The 15,150-nt window shown below is 38.5% G+C and carries 15 protein-coding genes; 10 read left to right on the top strand and 5 right to left on the bottom strand.

Translation table 11 applies throughout. The features are described from left to right. Window positions 1–633 (bottom strand): nucleoporin (locus HMPREF2607_RS10625; RefSeq protein ID WP_315940790.1); only part of this gene is annotated, 633 nt, incomplete at its 3' end. A 28-nt stretch (window positions 634–661) separates the two neighbouring features. Here HMPREF2607_RS10625 and HMPREF2607_RS10620 point away from each other — a divergent pair. The 4 genes from HMPREF2607_RS10620 to htpX all read left to right on the top strand — a co-directional run bounded on the left by HMPREF2607_RS10620 (window position 662) and on the right by htpX (window position 4,412). Further along, entirely contained in the window at window positions 662–1,654 is a 993-nt protein-coding gene (locus tag HMPREF2607_RS10620) for a hypothetical protein (protein ID WP_261674283.1), read from the top strand. A gap of 143 nt (window positions 1,655–1,797) precedes the next feature. Next, window positions 1,798–2,802, top strand: a complete 1,005-nt coding sequence (locus tag HMPREF2607_RS06605) for a DNA/RNA non-specific endonuclease (protein ID WP_070476396.1) — start codon at window positions 1,798–1,800, stop codon at window positions 2,800–2,802. A 148-nt stretch (window positions 2,803–2,950) separates the two neighbouring features. Then, window positions 2,951–3,511 carry a LemA family protein gene (locus HMPREF2607_RS06600; protein WP_002884070.1) on the top strand — a complete coding sequence of 187 codons (561 nt, stop codon included), beginning with the start codon at window positions 2,951–2,953 and terminating at the stop codon, window positions 3,509–3,511. Between the two features lies 1 nt (window position 3,512). After that, window positions 3,513–4,412, top strand: coding sequence for a zinc metalloprotease HtpX (gene htpX, locus HMPREF2607_RS06595; protein WP_070476394.1), 900 nt, complete (start codon window positions 3,513–3,515; stop codon window positions 4,410–4,412). Window positions 4,413–4,462: 50 nt separating this feature from the next. Here the strand turns inward: htpX and HMPREF2607_RS06590 are convergent, their stop codons facing one another. The 4 genes from HMPREF2607_RS06590 to HMPREF2607_RS06575 form a co-directional block, all read right to left on the bottom strand. Next, window positions 4,463–5,110, bottom strand: a complete 648-nt coding sequence (locus tag HMPREF2607_RS06590; RefSeq protein ID WP_037600899.1) for a metal-dependent transcriptional regulator — start codon at window positions 5,108–5,110, stop codon at window positions 4,463–4,465. A 79-nt stretch (window positions 5,111–5,189) separates the two neighbouring features. Continuing rightward, window positions 5,190–6,116 carry a metal ABC transporter substrate-binding protein gene (locus tag HMPREF2607_RS06585; RefSeq protein WP_070476393.1) on the bottom strand — a complete coding sequence of 309 codons (927 nt, stop codon included), beginning with the start codon at window positions 6,114–6,116 and terminating at the stop codon, window positions 5,190–5,192. Between the two features lie 20 nt (window positions 6,117–6,136). After that, window positions 6,137–6,976, bottom strand: coding sequence for a metal ABC transporter permease (locus HMPREF2607_RS06580; protein ID WP_070476391.1), 840 nt, complete (start codon window positions 6,974–6,976; stop codon window positions 6,137–6,139). Next, window positions 6,966–7,694 (bottom strand): metal ABC transporter ATP-binding protein, encoded by a 729-nt coding sequence (locus tag HMPREF2607_RS06575; protein WP_002890643.1) that lies wholly within the window; start codon window positions 7,692–7,694, stop codon window positions 6,966–6,968. Before HMPREF2607_RS06575 ends, HMPREF2607_RS06580 begins: the two co-directional genes overlap by 11 nt. Before the next feature lie 289 nt (window positions 7,695–7,983). Here HMPREF2607_RS06575 and HMPREF2607_RS06570 point away from each other — a divergent pair, with 289 nt between their 5' ends. The 6 genes from HMPREF2607_RS06570 to HMPREF2607_RS06545 all read left to right on the top strand — a co-directional run bounded on the left by HMPREF2607_RS06570 (window position 7,984) and on the right by HMPREF2607_RS06545 (window position 15,145). Then, window positions 7,984–8,457, top strand: a complete 474-nt coding sequence (locus HMPREF2607_RS06570) for a substrate-specific component CbrT of cobalamin ECF transporter (RefSeq protein WP_021147012.1) — start codon at window positions 7,984–7,986, stop codon at window positions 8,455–8,457. Next, window positions 8,454–8,849, top strand: coding sequence for a DUF4430 domain-containing protein (locus tag HMPREF2607_RS06565; protein ID WP_070476389.1), 396 nt, complete (start codon window positions 8,454–8,456; stop codon window positions 8,847–8,849). Before HMPREF2607_RS06570 ends, HMPREF2607_RS06565 begins: the two co-directional genes overlap by 4 nt. A 175-nt stretch (window positions 8,850–9,024) precedes the next feature. Then, entirely contained in the window at window positions 9,025–11,847 is a 2,823-nt protein-coding gene (gene ppc / locus HMPREF2607_RS06560) for a phosphoenolpyruvate carboxylase (protein ID WP_002884013.1), read from the top strand. 67 nt (window positions 11,848–11,914) lie between these two features. Beyond that, a complete protein-coding gene (gene holA, locus HMPREF2607_RS06555; protein ID WP_070476387.1) occupies window positions 11,915–12,949 on the top strand; it encodes a DNA polymerase III subunit delta in 1,035 nt (344 codons plus the stop codon). Window positions 12,950–13,044: 95 nt separating this feature from the next. Next, a complete protein-coding gene (gene sodA / locus HMPREF2607_RS06550; RefSeq protein WP_002884006.1) occupies window positions 13,045–13,650 on the top strand; it encodes a superoxide dismutase SodA in 606 nt (201 codons plus the stop codon). Between the two features lie 97 nt (window positions 13,651–13,747). Beyond that, the gene (locus HMPREF2607_RS06545; protein WP_083278663.1) at window positions 13,748–15,145 is read left to right on the top strand and encodes a serine hydrolase; all 1,398 of its coding nucleotides are present in this window, start codon (window positions 13,748–13,750) and stop codon (window positions 15,143–15,145) included. Window positions 15,146–15,150: the final 5 nt, after the last annotated feature.

The following is a 15,150-nucleotide window of genomic DNA, read 5'->3' as shown; positions in this document are numbered from 1 at the left end:
GACTTCAGCATCAGAAACACCAAAGAGTGAAGCAGGATCAAGCACCCCAGTTTCCGAAGCATCAAACAGTGAAGTGGCATCTGAGACTTCAGCATCAGAAACACCGAAGAGTGAAGCAGGATCAAGTACCCCAGTTTCTGAAGCATCAACTAGTGAAGTGGTATCCGAGACTTCAGAATCAGAAACACCAAAGAGTGAAGCAGATTCAAGTACTCCAGTCTCTGAAGCATCCAATAGTGAAGTAGTTTCCGAAACTTCGGCATCAGAAACACCAAAGAGTGAGGAAAGTTCAAGCACTCCAGTTTCTGAAGTATCAACTAGTGAAGTAGTTTCTGAGACCTCAGCATCAGAAACACCAAAGAGTGAGGAAAGTTCAAGCACTCCAGTTTCTGAAGTATCAAACAGTGAAGTAATTTCCGAGACTTCAGTTTCAGAAACACCGAAGAGTGAAGCAAGTTCAAGCACTCCAGTTTCTGAAGCATCAAACAGTGAAGTAGCTTCCGAGACTTCAGTTTCAGAAACCCCAAAGAGTGAGGGAGGTTCAAGCACTCCAGTTTCTGAAGCATCAAACAGTGAAGTAGCTTCCGAGACTTCAGTTTCAGAAACCCCAAAGAGTGAGGGAGGTTCAAGCACTCCAGTTTCCGAAGCATCTAACAGTGAAGTGATCTCAGAGTCTTCAGTTTCAGAAACACCAAAGAGTGAGGGAGGTTCAAGCACTCCAGTTTCTGAAGCATCAAACAGTGAAGTAGCTTCCGAGACTTCAGTTTCAGAAACCCCAAAGAGTGAGGGAGGTTCAAGCACTCCAGTTTCTGAAGCATCAAACAGTGAAGTAGCTTCCGAGACTTCAGTTTCAGAAACCCCAAAGAGTGAGGAAAGTTCAAGCACTCCAGTTTCTGAAGTATCTAACAGTGAGGTAATCTCCGAGACTTCAGCATCAGAAACACCAAAGAGTGAAGCAAGTTCAACTGCTCCAGCCTCTGAGTCACCAAAGAATGAGGCAACTTCAGTAGCTTCATCTACTAGTCAGGTTGACGTAGCAATTACTTCTGACAGCCCAGAGACATCTCCAACTTCAGAAAGTACACAAAAGGATCCGATTAGCGAGGTTTCTTCAGAAGTTATTGAAAAGGGTTCAACAAGTCAGGTTGATGTCAAAGTTTCTGAAGCTCCAACAACAGCACGTACATCTGAAGTTGTCAGCATCTCGCCAAATAGTCAGGTCGCTTATAACAATGACCTAAAAATCTCTGTAACAAGTAGTCAGCTCGCCTCAGAAGCTATTCGCTTTAATTCTCTTTTGAATGAGAAGTCTGTGGATGTGATTGCAAGTAAAGTTATGGCGGTTATGGCCTCTGAAACATTAGCCTCAGAAGCGGCATCACTTACAAGCTCTGAAGGTGTTGCCAAAGAGATTAGCAGTGATTTGTCAGAATTGGCGGAAAGCAAGAAGGATGACACACCTAAGAATGTCGCCCGTATTGATAAAGCAACTGAGGCAAAACAGGTGGCCAAGAGTTCTGAAAGCCAAGCTAGCACTTCAAAAGAAAAAGGTAAGTCTAATACGACAACGGTCTTCCTTCTTGTCGGAGTTGCTGCAGCACTAAGTATATCTACAGTTTATCTTACAAAACAAGGTAAAAAAGCAGGTAAATAATAGGTAAGAAACATCCATTAAATTGGGTGTTTTTGTTTTTAAGCAAGCTCTAAGATACCTAATATCATTATTCTTTATTTTTAATCATCCACTTTGATTTGGTCCTGTATAATTAAAGTGATAAGAGAAATTAAGGAGTTAAGATGATGAAAGAAAAAAGAAATAGTAGGATTCGTTTATTTGCTCTTCTTGTTTTAGTATTTACTTTAGGATTCGGATTTTCATTTGATACTAGCAAACAATCTTCGGCTGTGAGCTCTCAAGTGGTTCAAGCGGATGAGAACAATGGTATCTTGACTTTTAATGGTCAAAAGCAGTTTGTCATGGAGGAGAAGGACCAGTTAGGACGTGCCCACAGTGCTCATATACAGTTACAAGATAAGGACGAGCCGAAGAATAAGCGTCCCGGTAAAATAAAATATGATCCTGTAGGGTGGCATAACTATAAGTTTTATTATGGTGACGGTAAATCAAAATCTTGGCTAATGAATCGAGGGCATTTGATTGGCTATCAGTTTTCTGGTGTCAATGACGAGGGCAAGAATTTAGTACCTATGACTGCCTGGTTGAATTCTGGAAATTATAGAGGAACCGACGAAGGTAATCAGTCAGGTATGCTTTATTACGAGAATCGCTTGGATAACTGGCTAGCACTCCACCCTAACTATTGGTTAGACTATAAGGTAACAGCTATCTACAGTGGAGACGAGTTGTTGCCTCGTCAAGTAGAACTTCAGTATGTTGGGATTGATAGTTCTGGAAATCTCTTGGAAATTAAACTTGGTGGAGATAAGGAGACTCTTGACAGTCAGGGAGTTACGCATGTTATCTTGGATAACCAATCACCAAATGCAGAAATCAATTATGCAGATGGGACAGCGACAAATACGGTTACTGAATTTACTGAAGCACCATCTGAGCCTAGTTCTGAGAGTTCACAGGTGACTGAACAACCAAGTTCTGAGCCAGAGCCTGTGCAACCTACACAAGAAGAAAGTAGAACAGTTTATGTGGCGCGTCATGGTACAGCAGATGTTTATTGGTATGACATCAACAGTATGCCTAGCAATACCAACAAAGCAAATGTCGTTACAATGACAGAGGCAGATGCCCTAGCCCAAGGTAAACGACACACGTCTAAAGAGTAATACAAAAGCTGGACATCTTGTCCAGTTTTTTTGTAAAATGACTCACATTTTACCACTTTTATCTGAAAATTTGATATACTGAGACTATCAAAGATACTTGAAAGAGAGGTTAATTGACTCTTTTTCAGTACAAGAAAGGAATAAAAAAATGATTTGGATTATTATTGCTATTATCGTTGTTCTTGTAATTTTTGTTATTGCAAGTTATAACGGCTTGGTTAAAAGCCGTATGCAGACTAAGGAGGCATGGAGTCAAATTGATGTTCAATTGAAACGTCGTAATGACCTTCTTCCTAACTTGATTGAGACTGTTAAGGGATATGCAAAATACGAAGGTTCAACGCTTGAAAAAGTAGCAGAACTTCGTAATCAAGTAGCAGCTGCGACTTCACCAGCAGAAGCTATGCGTGCTAGTGATGAATTGACACGCCAGGTTTCTGGAATCTTTGCGGTAGCTGAAAGTTACCCTGACCTTAAGGCTAGTGCCAACTTCAGCCAGCTTCAAGAAGAGTTGACGAACACTGAAAACAAAATTGCCTATTCACGCCAACTTTATAACAGTGTAACAAGTAACTACAATGTGAAATTGGAAACATTCCCAAGCAATGTTATTGCTAAGATGTTTAGCTTTAAGGCTGCTGAATTCCTTGAAACACCTGAAGAAGAAAAAGCTGTTCCTAAGGTTGATTTCAGTGGACTAGGTAACTAATATGTTATTTGATCAGATTGCTCGAAATAAGAGAAAGACTTGGCTTTTGCTCCTGGTCTTTTTCCTCTTGTTGGGCCTTGTTGGTTATGGTGTCGGCTATCTTTGGTTAGGTTCAGGCTTCGGTGGTTTGATTCTTGCTCTAGTTATCGGTTTTATCTATGCCGTTACCATGATTTTCCAATCAACCAATGTCGTTATGGCTATGAATGGTGCACGAGAGGTTGATGAACAAAGCGCTCCAAACCTTTATCATGTTGTTGAGGATATGGCTATGGTGGCACAAATACCGATGCCACGTGTCTTTATTGTCGATGATCCTTCAATGAATGCTTTTGCGATGGGGTCTAGCCCTAAAAATGCTGCTGTGGCTGCTACGACAGGTCTTCTTGCAGTTATGAATCGTGAGGAACTTGAAGGGGTCATAGGGCACGAAGTCAGCCATATTCGTAACTATGACATCCGTATTTCGACTATTGCAGTAGCCTTGGCATCTGCTATCACCATGCTAGCTGGTATGGCTCGCAATATGATGTTCTGGGGTGGAGGCCGTCGTCGTAATGATGATGACCGAAATGGAAGTAGCGGTTTGGAGATTATTCTTCTCATTATTTCCTTGATTGCCATTATTTTGGCACCTTTGGCAGCTACTCTGGTTCAGTTGGCTATTTCACGCCAGCGTGAATTTCTAGCTGATGCTTCTAGCGTCGAATTGACACGTAACCCACAAGGTATGATTAATGCTCTGCTTAAACTTGATCATAGTGAACCGATGCAACATCACGTGGATGATGCTAGCGCAGCTCTCTATATCAATGATCCTAAAAAGGAATCTGGTTTGCAGAAGCTCTTTTATACGCACCCACCAATTTCAGAACGGGTGGAACGCTTGAAACAAATGTAAAAAAAGTGAGACTGATGACACTTCTAAGGGTGTTTATCAGCCTCGCTTTTTTAGTTTGATTCAATATAAAGGTTGCTAGCAACAGTTTCTGGAATTTGAATTTCTTTTCCATCAATATTCAGGCGGTAGAGTTGTGTAAAAGGGTCAAAGCCTTTCAATGTAAAAGTTACACCAATTTTAAGACCGACAGTTTCCAAATAATGGAGTAAATCAATTTGATCCTGAACTCGACGAAGGACATAGTCTCCAGGAGTTAGGTCTTGTGTAAAAGTCTGGTTGTAGATTTCCTCTATGAGCTGGCCTGACTTGGGGATTTGCCCACCGTGTGGACAGGTTTGGGGGTAATTGAGTAGGCGGTCAAGGGCATTGATAAAGTGATCAGAGACAGTATGCTCTAAAATTTCAGCCTCTTGATGAATTAGGTCGCAAGTATATTGCAAGTGGTCCACCAAAAAGACTTCGATGAGGCGATGTTTCCGATAGAGTTCAGCGACATTGATTTTACCAGTTTTCGTTAGAAGATAGCCTTTGACTTTGTCTTTGATGATGAGGTCTTCTGAAATTAATTTCTTAATCATTTCTGTCACAGCAGGTGGAGACACCTGCATACGGTTTGCGATTTCCTTATTGCTTATTTTGCCTTCTTCAGTACCAATCTCATAGATACATTTGAGGTAGTCTTCTTTGTTAGGTGTCATTTCTCTTCCTTTGAAAATAGTCTCACCTTAGTATAACAGATTTATCATAAGAATACAGAATATTTCTTAGATGAGATTTTTACTGATTCAAGCCTTGGGTGATTTTATCCAGATTATATTTCATCATGTTGTAGTAGCTATCACCGTCTTGCCCTTTTTCAGCAATAGAATCTGTAAAGATCTTTGCATAAATAGGAATATTGGTATCCTTAGATACTGTTTTCATAGGGCGTTCATCGACACTGGATTCGACAAAGAGAGCTGGTACCTTTGTTTGACGTAGTTTTTCCACGAGTGTTTTGATTTGGTCTGGTGTGCCTTCTTCTTCTGTATTGATTTCCCAGATGTAGGCAGATGGTACGCCATAGGCTTTAGAGAAGTATTTGAAGCATCCTTCACTAGTGACAATCAGTTTTTTCTCATCGGGAATCTTGTTAAATGTCTCTTTAGCTTCTTGGTCCAGTTTACTAAGTTTGTCAGTATAGGATTTTAGATTCTTTTCGTAGAAGGTCTTGTTTTTAGGGTCCTTAGCAATCAGTTGCTTGGCAATATTTTGAGCATAAATAATCCCATTTTCCAGATTAAGCCAAGCGTGGGGATCTTCCTTACCTTTTTCTGATTGACCTTCAAGGTAAATTACCTCAACACCATCACTAACTGCAAAATAATCTTTATTTTCTGTCTTATGAGCATTCTTGACTAACTTAGTAAACCAAGCATTTCCACCAGTTTCTAAATTGATGCCGTTGTAAAAAATCAAGTCAGCTTGCGATGTCTTCTTTACATCATCAGGAAGAGGTTCGTATTCGTGAGGATCCTTACCAACGGGTACAATACTGTGGAGAGTGATTTTATCTCCAGCAATATTTTTGGTGATATCGGCAATAATGGAATTGGTCGTAACGACTCGTAATTTATCCTTGCTACTGCCTTGTTTATTGGTACAAGCTGTTAGAGTAACTACCGCTAAAAGTAGTAGTACTATTGTTGATAGTATTTTTTTCATATTATTTTCATCCTATTATTTTATTGTTTATAAGTTTTTTTCATGCCACTTTGTTTAGGGGCGATGAAAAAGCTGACGAGAAAGAGTAGAGCAGACGTTAATACAATGCTCGAACCAGCTGCAATATTAAAACTATAGCCGATAAAAAGACCTAGAACAGATGCCAGAGCCCCCAATCCTGATGAGAGAAGAATCATTGTTTTTAGGCTATGAACATAAAGGTAGGCAGTGGCAGCCGGTGTAATTAAAAGTGCCACAATAAGAATAGTGCCAACACTCTGCATGGCAGTTACAGAAACCAAAGTTAGAATAACCATAAGTAAGTAGTGGTAGAAGGTGACCTTAACTCCCATAGACTTGGCCAAAATTGGATCAAAGGATGTTAGGAGTAGAGGGCGAAAGAAGATTGTAATAGTTGCTAGTACGAGAAGTGAAACGATAATCGTTATCCACATATCCATGTCTTGTACAGCTAGAATATTCCCGAAGAGAATATGAAAGAGATCTGTGGAACTATTAGCAACACCGATGAGAATAATACCGAGAGCTAGAAAGCTCGAAAAGGTAATCCCAATTGCCGTGTCACTCTTAATAATGGAATTGCTTTTGATATAGGTAATCATTGTAGAAGCTAAAAGTCCAAAGATGATGGCTCCTATGAAAAAGTTAATACCCAAGATAAAGGAAGTAGCTACGCCGGGTAAAACCGCATGTGAAATCGCATCACCCATAAGCGACATGCCTCTTAGAATAATAAAACAACCAACAGCCCCTCCGACAATTCCAATAACTAAAGCCGTTATAAGAGCATTTTGTAAGTAGTGGAAATTTAGCAAACCATCAATAAATTCAGAAATCATTTACATCTCCTTTATAAAATAAACTGTTACCGTAGGTTTTACGGAGATTATCCTCATTAAAAACAAGATTAGTAGGCCCACTAGCAATCAGTTTACGATTTAGGAGGATAACTTGGTCAAAATAATGAGGAACTTTGCTCAAATCATGGTGGACAATAAGAATAAGCTTACCTTTGTCCCTAAGTTCTCTCAAGGTGTTCATGATAATATCTTCGCTAACAGAGTCAATCCCTACAAAGGGTTCATCTAATAAAATAATATCAGCCTCTTGTACAAGACAACGAGCGATTAGAACACGTTGAAATTGCCCTCCTGATAATTGGCTTATTTGTCGATGGGCCAAATCATTTAGACCAAGTAGTGTTAAAGCATCTGTGACCTTAGACCAATCACTCTTAGATAGACGTTTAAAGAACTTGGTTTTGGGATAGAGTCCTAGAGAGATGCACTCTCTGACAGTAATCGGAAAGTTAAAATCAATATCAGCCTTCTGTGCAACATAGGAAATACGATTCAATTGCTGACGAATAGGTTGTTTATTGAAAAGGATTTTTCCAGAGTGAGGAATAATACCAATTAATGCTTTAATTAGAGTTGATTTACCAGCACCATTTGGTCCAATAATCCCAGTAATACTAGGTCCCTCCAAGTTTAAGGTGATATTATCCAGAGCTAATGTCTGTTGGTAAGACACATTAATATTTTCAATTTGAATCATTAGCTACCTCCTTGAGTTTAATATACTTTAAAATAAAAAATAAGTCAAGTTAACTTTTATAATTAATCAAACTTAATTATTTACTGTTGTCAAGATGACAGAGGATAGTGAATGAGAGTACACTTTTTATATCAAATATTCAGCCTGCTCAAACCGTTTGATATTTGGGAGAGGCAACAAGGGACATTATTTTCTTCAATTTGTACGATCTTACTCTGTATTTCAAGAAATCTTTAGTTTTTATTTTTAAAAACTAGTCATATTTCCTTATTTCTGGCATAATAGATGTATGAAACTAACGATTCAACGAATGGCTCGAATAGCCATTCTGTCAGCTCTGGCAGTAGGATTGCGGTCAGCATTTATAGGATTGCCAAATATTCAGCCTATTACAGCTATGTTTTTTGTGGCTGTTCTTTACTTGGGTTTGGTAGATGGTCTGTTGATTATGGCTTTAACCATGTCCATCTCAGGATTCATCTTTGGTTTTGGTCCTTGGGTCTTTAATCAGATTCTGGCCTTCGGCGTCTTGATGGCTCTTTGGAGTTTGATTGCACCTAGGTTGTCACTTGTTTGGCAGATTGCTTTGGTAACTCTCTTGTCCTTTCTCTATGGGGTTCTCATGGATTATAGCTATGGCCTCCTATTTAGAAGTGGGATTACCTTTGTTATTTCTGGTCTGCTTTACGACACCTATCATGCAGTATCGACGCTTCTATTCTATCCATTCATCCAGTCTATTTTTAGGAGGTTTTTGAAATGAAAAAATTAGCGACATATATTTTTCTTGCTTTATCACTTGTTACTCTAGCAGCCTGTGGAAAAAATGAGGCAGCTAAACTTACTAGCAGCACAAATAATCATCAGTCTAAGGTTCAAGGTCAAGTGACTTTGATTTTGAAAACAGATAAGGAAAGTAAGAAAAAATCAGTAGAAATCCAAAAAGGTGATACAGTGCTTGATGTATTGGAAGAGGTATATCCTGTTCAAGAAAACGATGGCTTCATCACTGAGATTGATGGTATTTCTCAAGATAAAGATAAAGGCATCTATTGGATGTTTGATGTTAATGGGAAACTTGGTGAAAAAGCAGCCAACCAACTTAAGGTTGAAGATGGCGATGAAATCAAATTCTATCAAAAAAAGTATAATTAAGATTCTGAACTCTGTTTCAGAGTCTTTTTTTTATAAAGTTCGGAAATAGACTTAAAAAATTGTTTGAAAAAGTCGGAAAATTGCAAAATAACTGACGATTTAAAGGAAAATAGTTTACTTTTGTTTTAAAAGTGATATGATAAAAGGGTACTACATAAAGTAAGGAGAATACGGTTTGGCTTTTAACAAATTGGAAAGCAGTAACAACCAGGAAATCATCTCTGAAGAAGTTGGTATCTTGAAAGAATTGTTGGATGATGCAACACGAGGCATGGCTGGAGAGCAAGGTCTCACAACTATCCAACATTTGGTTGAACTTTATGATGAAGGTGACTATGTGGCCCTTACACAAGCCATTTCAGAAATGACGAATGACGATATGGTCGTTGCATCACGTTATTTCTCTTTGTTACCTCTCTTGATTAATATCTCTGAGGACGTGGATTTGGCTTATGAAGTCAACCACAAGAACAATATTGATGAATCTTATCTAGGTAAGTTGTCTGAAACCTTTGATGTTGTCGCTGAAAGTGATAATGCACGTGACATTCTTGAACATGTCAATGTCGTGCCAGTTTTGACAGCTCACCCAACTCAGGTTCAACGTAAAACTATGCTTGAATTGACTAACCACATTCACGAACTTCTCCGTAAGCATCGTGATGTTAAGGCTGGTCTTATTAACAAGGATAAATGGTATGCAGATTTGCGTCGTTATGTAGAAATTATGATGCAAACAGATATCATTCGTGAGAAAAAACTTAAGGTTAAAAACGAAATCACTAACGTTATGGAGTATTACAACTCCTCATTGATTAAGGCGATTACGAACCTATCACATGAATTCAAACGTTTAGCAGTTGAAAAAGGTATTGAACTCGACAATCCAACCCCTATTACTATGGGTATGTGGATTGGTGGTGACCGTGACGGGAACCCATTTGTAACAGCAGAAACTCTTAAACTTTCTGCAACATTGCAAAGTGAAGTTATCCTCAACTACTATATCGAAAAAGTTGATAATCTTTACCGTTCATTTTCCCTCTCATCACGCTTAACTGAGGTTTCAGATACAGTAGCAGAGATGGCGAAACATTCTCCAGATACATCTGTTTATCGTGAAAATGAACCTTACCGTCGTGCTTTCAGTTACATCCAGTCTAAGTTGATTCAGACACTTCTTTTCTTTAAAGAAGGAAACTTTACCAAGGAAAGAGTTGCCAAACGTCTTTCTGAAAATGTTCGTCTGGGTTCAGCTTCAACAGGTGAAGTAGTAGCTGATTACGTGCAACAACGTCTCAGCCAAAGTCTTCAAGCTGTCTCACAACAAACAACAGAATTCTACGAAACAGCAGATGACTTCCATGATGATCTTTTGGCAATCAAAAATTCACTTCTTGAAAACGACGATGCTGTCTTGATTTCAGGTGATTTCGAAGAGCTTCTTCAAGCTGTAGAAGTCTTTGGTTTTTATCTTGCTACAATCGATATGCGTCAAGATTCAAGTGTTCATGAAGCATGTGTAGCAGAGTTGCTTAAATCTGCAAATATTGTTGATAACTATAGTGAATTAACAGAGGTTGAAAAGGTTGCTGTTCTTCTTAAAGAATTGCAAGAAGATCCTCGTACCTTGTCATCAACTAATGTGCCTAAGTCTGAAACACTTGAAAAAGAATTGGCAATCTTCCGCACTGCTCGTCTCTTGAAAGACTATATCGGTGAAGATGTCATCAAACAACATATCATTTCTCACACTGAGAGCGTTTCTGATATGTTTGAGTTGGCTATCCTTCTTAAAGAAGTTGGCTTGGTTGATACAGAACGTGCGCGTGTCCAAATTGTTCCACTTTTTGAAACTATCGAAGACTTGGAAAACTCTAATGATATCATGAAACAATATCTTGGTTATGATATCGTTAAACGTTGGATCAAGAATAGCAATAATTACCAAGAAATCATGTTGGGTTACTCAGACTCTAACAAAGATGGTGGTTACTTATCTTCAGGTTGGACGCTTTACAAAGCTCAAAACGAATTGACTAAGATTGGTGAAGAGCGTGGTATTAAGATTACCTTCTTCCATGGCCGTGGTGGTACTGTTGGTCGTGGTGGTGGCCCATCATACGATGCTATTACGTCTCAACCATTTGGTACTATTAAGGACCGTATCCGTTTGACTGAACAAGGGGAAGTTATCGGTAATAAATATGGTAATAAGGATGCTGCCTACTACAATCTTGAAATGCTTGTTTCAGCTGCCCTTGACCGTATGGTAACACGTCAAATTGCGGACCCAGATGAATTGGTTGATTTCCGTGAAATTATGGACGGTATTGTTAATGATTCTAATGTTATCTATCGTGATCTTGTCTTTGGAAACGAACATTTCTATGACTACTTCTTTGAAGCAAGCCCTATTAAAGAAGTGTCAAGCTTGAATATCGGTTCTCGTCCAGCAGCTCGTAAGACTATTACTGAGATTTCTGGTCTTCGTGCGATTCCTTGGGTATTCTCATGGTCACAAAACCGTATCATGTTCCCAGGTTGGTATGGTGTGGGTTCTGCCTTTAATCGCTTTATCCAAGCTGAAGAAGGCAACCTTGAGAAACTTCAACATATGTTTGAAACATGGCCATTCTTCCGTTCACTTTTGTCAAACGTGGACATGGTTCTTTCAAAATCAGACATGAATATCGCCTTCCACTATGCACAATTGGCAGAGAGTGAAGAAGTACGTAGTGTCTTCAATATTATTTTGGATGAGTGGCAGTTGACTAAGGATGTTATTCTTGCTATTGAAAAACATGATGGCTTCCTTGATGAAAGTCCATCGCTTAAAGCAAGTTTGGACTTCCGTTTACCATACTTCAATGTCTTGAACTACATCCAAATTGAATTGATTAAACGTCTTCGTAACAATGATTTGACCGATGACGAAATTAGCCTTATTCACATTACCATCAATGGTATTGCAACAGGTCTTCGTAACTCTGGTTAATAAAGTAAAGTTCATCACTTTGGTGGTGGGCTTTTTGTTATGGTGAAAAATCTGTTATAATAAAACCATGATTGCTATGGAAACGATTGAAAAGCTGTCCAAAGAAAAGCTCCCCATGATAACGGTCTTGGCGGGCGAGGATTTAGGGCAGTATAGTCAAGCAAAAGAAAAATTTTTAAAACAAATTGGTTTTGATTCCAGTGACTTAACCTATTCTTATTTTGATATGTCTGAGACTGATTATCAAGATGCTGAGCTCGATTTAGAAAGCATGCCTTTTTTTGCAGATGAGAAGGTGGTCATTTTTGACCATTTCACGGATATGACTACTGCTAAAAAATCGTATCTGGATGAGAAAGAGTTGAAGCGCCTTGAAAATTATTTTGAGTCTCCTGTTGAAACAACACGTCTTGTCTTAATGTCTGCAGGAAAGCTAGATGGAAAGCGTCGTTTAGTCAAACTACTCAAGCGTGATGCCATGGTGCTTGAAGCCAGTCCCTTAAAAGATGCAGAACTTAGAACCTATTTTCAAAAGCAGGCGCATCAAGAGGGGCTTACATTTGATACAGGAGTCTTTGAGGAACTTTTGATTAAGTCAAATTTTGACTTTTCAGATGTTCAAAAAAACTTAGCTTTTCTAAAGGGGTATAAAACGGAAGGAAATATCTCATCGCAAGATATTGCTGAGGCTATTCCGAAAAGTTTGCAAGATAACATTTTTGATATGACGCAACTTCTTTTGCGAGGACAGATTCAGAGTGTTCGTGAATTAGTGCATGATTTACGGCTTCAGGGTGAAGATGAGATTAAGTTGATTGCTGTGATGTTGGGACAATTTCGTACCTATTTACAGGTTAAACTCTTATCTGCTCAAGGCAAAAGTGAGCAGCAGATTGTTTCAAGTCTGTCAGATTATTTAGGGCGTAAAGTCAATCAATTTCAGGTTCGTTTTGCTCTGAGAGATAGTCGTCCCTTATCAGTAGCATTCTTAAAAAAGACGATTAAGATTTTAGTAGAGACAGATTACCAGATAAAGACAGGAACTTTAGATAAAGATTACTTGTTTGATTTAGCATTTTTAAAAATCGTATCAAACCGCTAGAGATTTGGAGTTTTCTTTGATTTTGTAAGCAAAATTTTTGAAAGCTCTACCACTTTACGGTAAAATGAAGAAAAAATGAAAAGAGGACCTTTACTATGGCAATTATCCTTCCAGACCTTCCTTACGCTTACGATGCTTTGGAACCATACATTGATGCTGAAACAATGACTCTTCACCACGATAAACACCACGCAACTTATGTAGCAAATGCTAATGCTGCTCTTGAAAAACACCCAGAAATTGGTGAAGATCTCGAAGCACTTTTGGCTGACGTGGAACAAATTCCAGCAGATATTCGTCAAGCACTTATTAATAATGGTGGTGGACACCTTAACCACGCACTTTTCTGGGAACTCTTGTCTCCTGAAAAACAAGAACCAACTGCAGAAGTAGCAGCTGCTATTAACGAAGCTTTCGGCTCATTTGAAGCCTTCCAAGAAGCTTTCACAGCAGCAGCAACAACTCGTTTTGGTTCAGGTTGGGCATGGCTTGTTGTTAACGCTGAAGGTAAGCTTGAAGTCGTTTCAACAGCTAACCAAGACACCCCTATCTCAGATGGTAAGAAACCAATCTTGGCACTTGATGTTTGGGAACATGCATATTACCTAAACTACCGTAACGTACGTCCAAACTACATCAAAGCTTTCTTTGAAATCATCAACTGGAATAAAGTTGCTGAGCTTTATTCAGCAGCTAAATAAGTTTAAAATTATCCTCACTATTGGGGATAATTTTTTTGTAATATGATTGTAAAATCTCCTTGCTTTTTAGTGAATTATAGCTTAAACTATTATTGTTATGAAAAAAAAGAAAAAACATTCAAGCAAAAAGTATAGTGGAAGCCGCCGAAAAACTAAAGATAAAAAGAAAGATTCGGTAAAACAAGACCTTCAAAAAGACGTCCAAAAAGACACTAAAGATACTAAAAAAGATGTCAAAAAAGGCGCCAAGAAAGACAAGAAAAAATCATCGAAAAAAGATGCTAAAAAGACTTCTAAAAAATCAGTAGACAAGAAGTCAGCTGAGGAAACAGTAGTACCAGTTGAACACAAGGAAAACGAAGCAAAAACTGAAACCTTGGCACTTAGAAGTAAGCGCTCTAAGAAATCTAAAGCTAAATCAAAATCATCTCGTGATGATAAAAAAGCATATCTTATCTTAGCCTTCCTAGGTGTTTTGGTAATTCTTTTGTTTGTTGCCATGCTTGCTTTAGCAGGACGTGGTAAACAAGCTGGTCACACTGGTGGCCTTGGAAATATCTTCGGATCTAGTTCTAAAGTCACTAAAAAAGAAGACAAAGAAAAAGAGGAAAAGGTAACTCCAACAAATAAATCAGCCGAAGCTAAACAAGCAGTCATGGAAGCAGATGCAGATACTATGTATGGTAATGGCTTGTATTATGATTATGCTAACATGACATTGAACCAAGTAGTTGAAGCATTTATGGCTGACCAAGGTATTGAGTCTAGCCAAATTGCCTTTTCATATAAAAATACCAAGACAAATGAGCAATTCTCTATGAATGATACTCAGCCAATGACTGCAGGATCAACTTATAAATTGCCATTAAACATGCTTGTCATGGATGAGGTTAATAAGGGTAAACTTTCTTTAACTGAACGTTTTGATATTACTAATACTGAGTATGAATACCAAGGTGAACATGATAATTATGTTGCTGCTTTCGGTGGTTCAATGACTATTCCAGAGATGCAAGAATATTCTCTTGTATACTCTGAGAATACTCCTGCCTACGCTTTGGCGGAACGCCTTGGTGGTATGGAAAAATTCTATGGTATGCTCGATAAATACGGTAAATCAAAAGGTGAAGTGAAGACTATCCAAATGCATGGTAATAAGACAACAACAGATTATTACATTCAAGTTTTGGATTATCTCTGGAAACATCAAGATAATTACAAGGATATCCTTCACTACATTGGTGAGTCATTCCCTAATGAGTACTACAAGACATATCTTCCTAATCTGACAATTTATCAAAAACCAGGTTATGTCCGTGAAGCACTTAACGTTGATGCTATCGTTATGGAAGATACACCTTATATGGTTGCAATCTATACACGTTACCTTGGTGGATCAACTGAAAATTCAGATGAAATCAGCGGTTGGGGTCTCCAACAATTAGGAATGCTCTCTTATGTCATTAATGAGTGGCACCGTGTCAATATGAACTAATAAAG

It is taken from the genome of Streptococcus sp. HMSC078H03 (assembly GCF_001808655.1).
Taxonomy (GTDB): domain Bacteria; phylum Bacillota; class Bacilli; order Lactobacillales; family Streptococcaceae; genus Streptococcus; species Streptococcus salivarius_G.
Note: the sequence above shows the minus strand (reverse complement) of the source record. Positions and strands in the feature narration are given on the sequence as shown.

Coding starts and splice junctions, on each gene's coding strand:
- HMPREF2607_RS06605 (WP_070476396.1), top strand. CDS start 1,798: ATGATGAAAGAAAAAAGAAATAGTAGGATTCGTTTATTTGCTCTTCTT.
- HMPREF2607_RS06600 (WP_002884070.1), top strand. CDS start 2,951: ATGATTTGGATTATTATTGCTATTATCGTTGTTCTTGTAATTTTTGTT.
- htpX (WP_070476394.1), top strand. CDS start 3,513: ATGTTATTTGATCAGATTGCTCGAAATAAGAGAAAGACTTGGCTTTTG.
- HMPREF2607_RS06590 (WP_037600899.1), bottom strand. CDS start 5,110: ATGACACCTAACAAAGAAGACTACCTCAAATGTATCTATGAGATTGGT.
- HMPREF2607_RS06585 (WP_070476393.1), bottom strand. CDS start 6,116: ATGAAAAAAATACTATCAACAATAGTACTACTACTTTTAGCGGTAGTT.
- HMPREF2607_RS06580 (WP_070476391.1), bottom strand. CDS start 6,976: ATGATTTCTGAATTTATTGATGGTTTGCTAAATTTCCACTACTTACAA.
- HMPREF2607_RS06575 (WP_002890643.1), bottom strand. CDS start 7,694: ATGATTCAAATTGAAAATATTAATGTGTCTTACCAACAGACATTAGCT.
- HMPREF2607_RS06570 (WP_021147012.1), top strand. CDS start 7,984: ATGAAACTAACGATTCAACGAATGGCTCGAATAGCCATTCTGTCAGCT.
- HMPREF2607_RS06565 (WP_070476389.1), top strand. CDS start 8,454: ATGAAAAAATTAGCGACATATATTTTTCTTGCTTTATCACTTGTTACT.
- holA (WP_070476387.1), top strand. CDS start 11,915: ATGATTGCTATGGAAACGATTGAAAAGCTGTCCAAAGAAAAGCTCCCC.
- sodA (WP_002884006.1), top strand. CDS start 13,045: ATGGCAATTATCCTTCCAGACCTTCCTTACGCTTACGATGCTTTGGAA.
- HMPREF2607_RS06545 (WP_083278663.1), top strand. CDS start 13,748: ATGAAAAAAAAGAAAAAACATTCAAGCAAAAAGTATAGTGGAAGCCGC.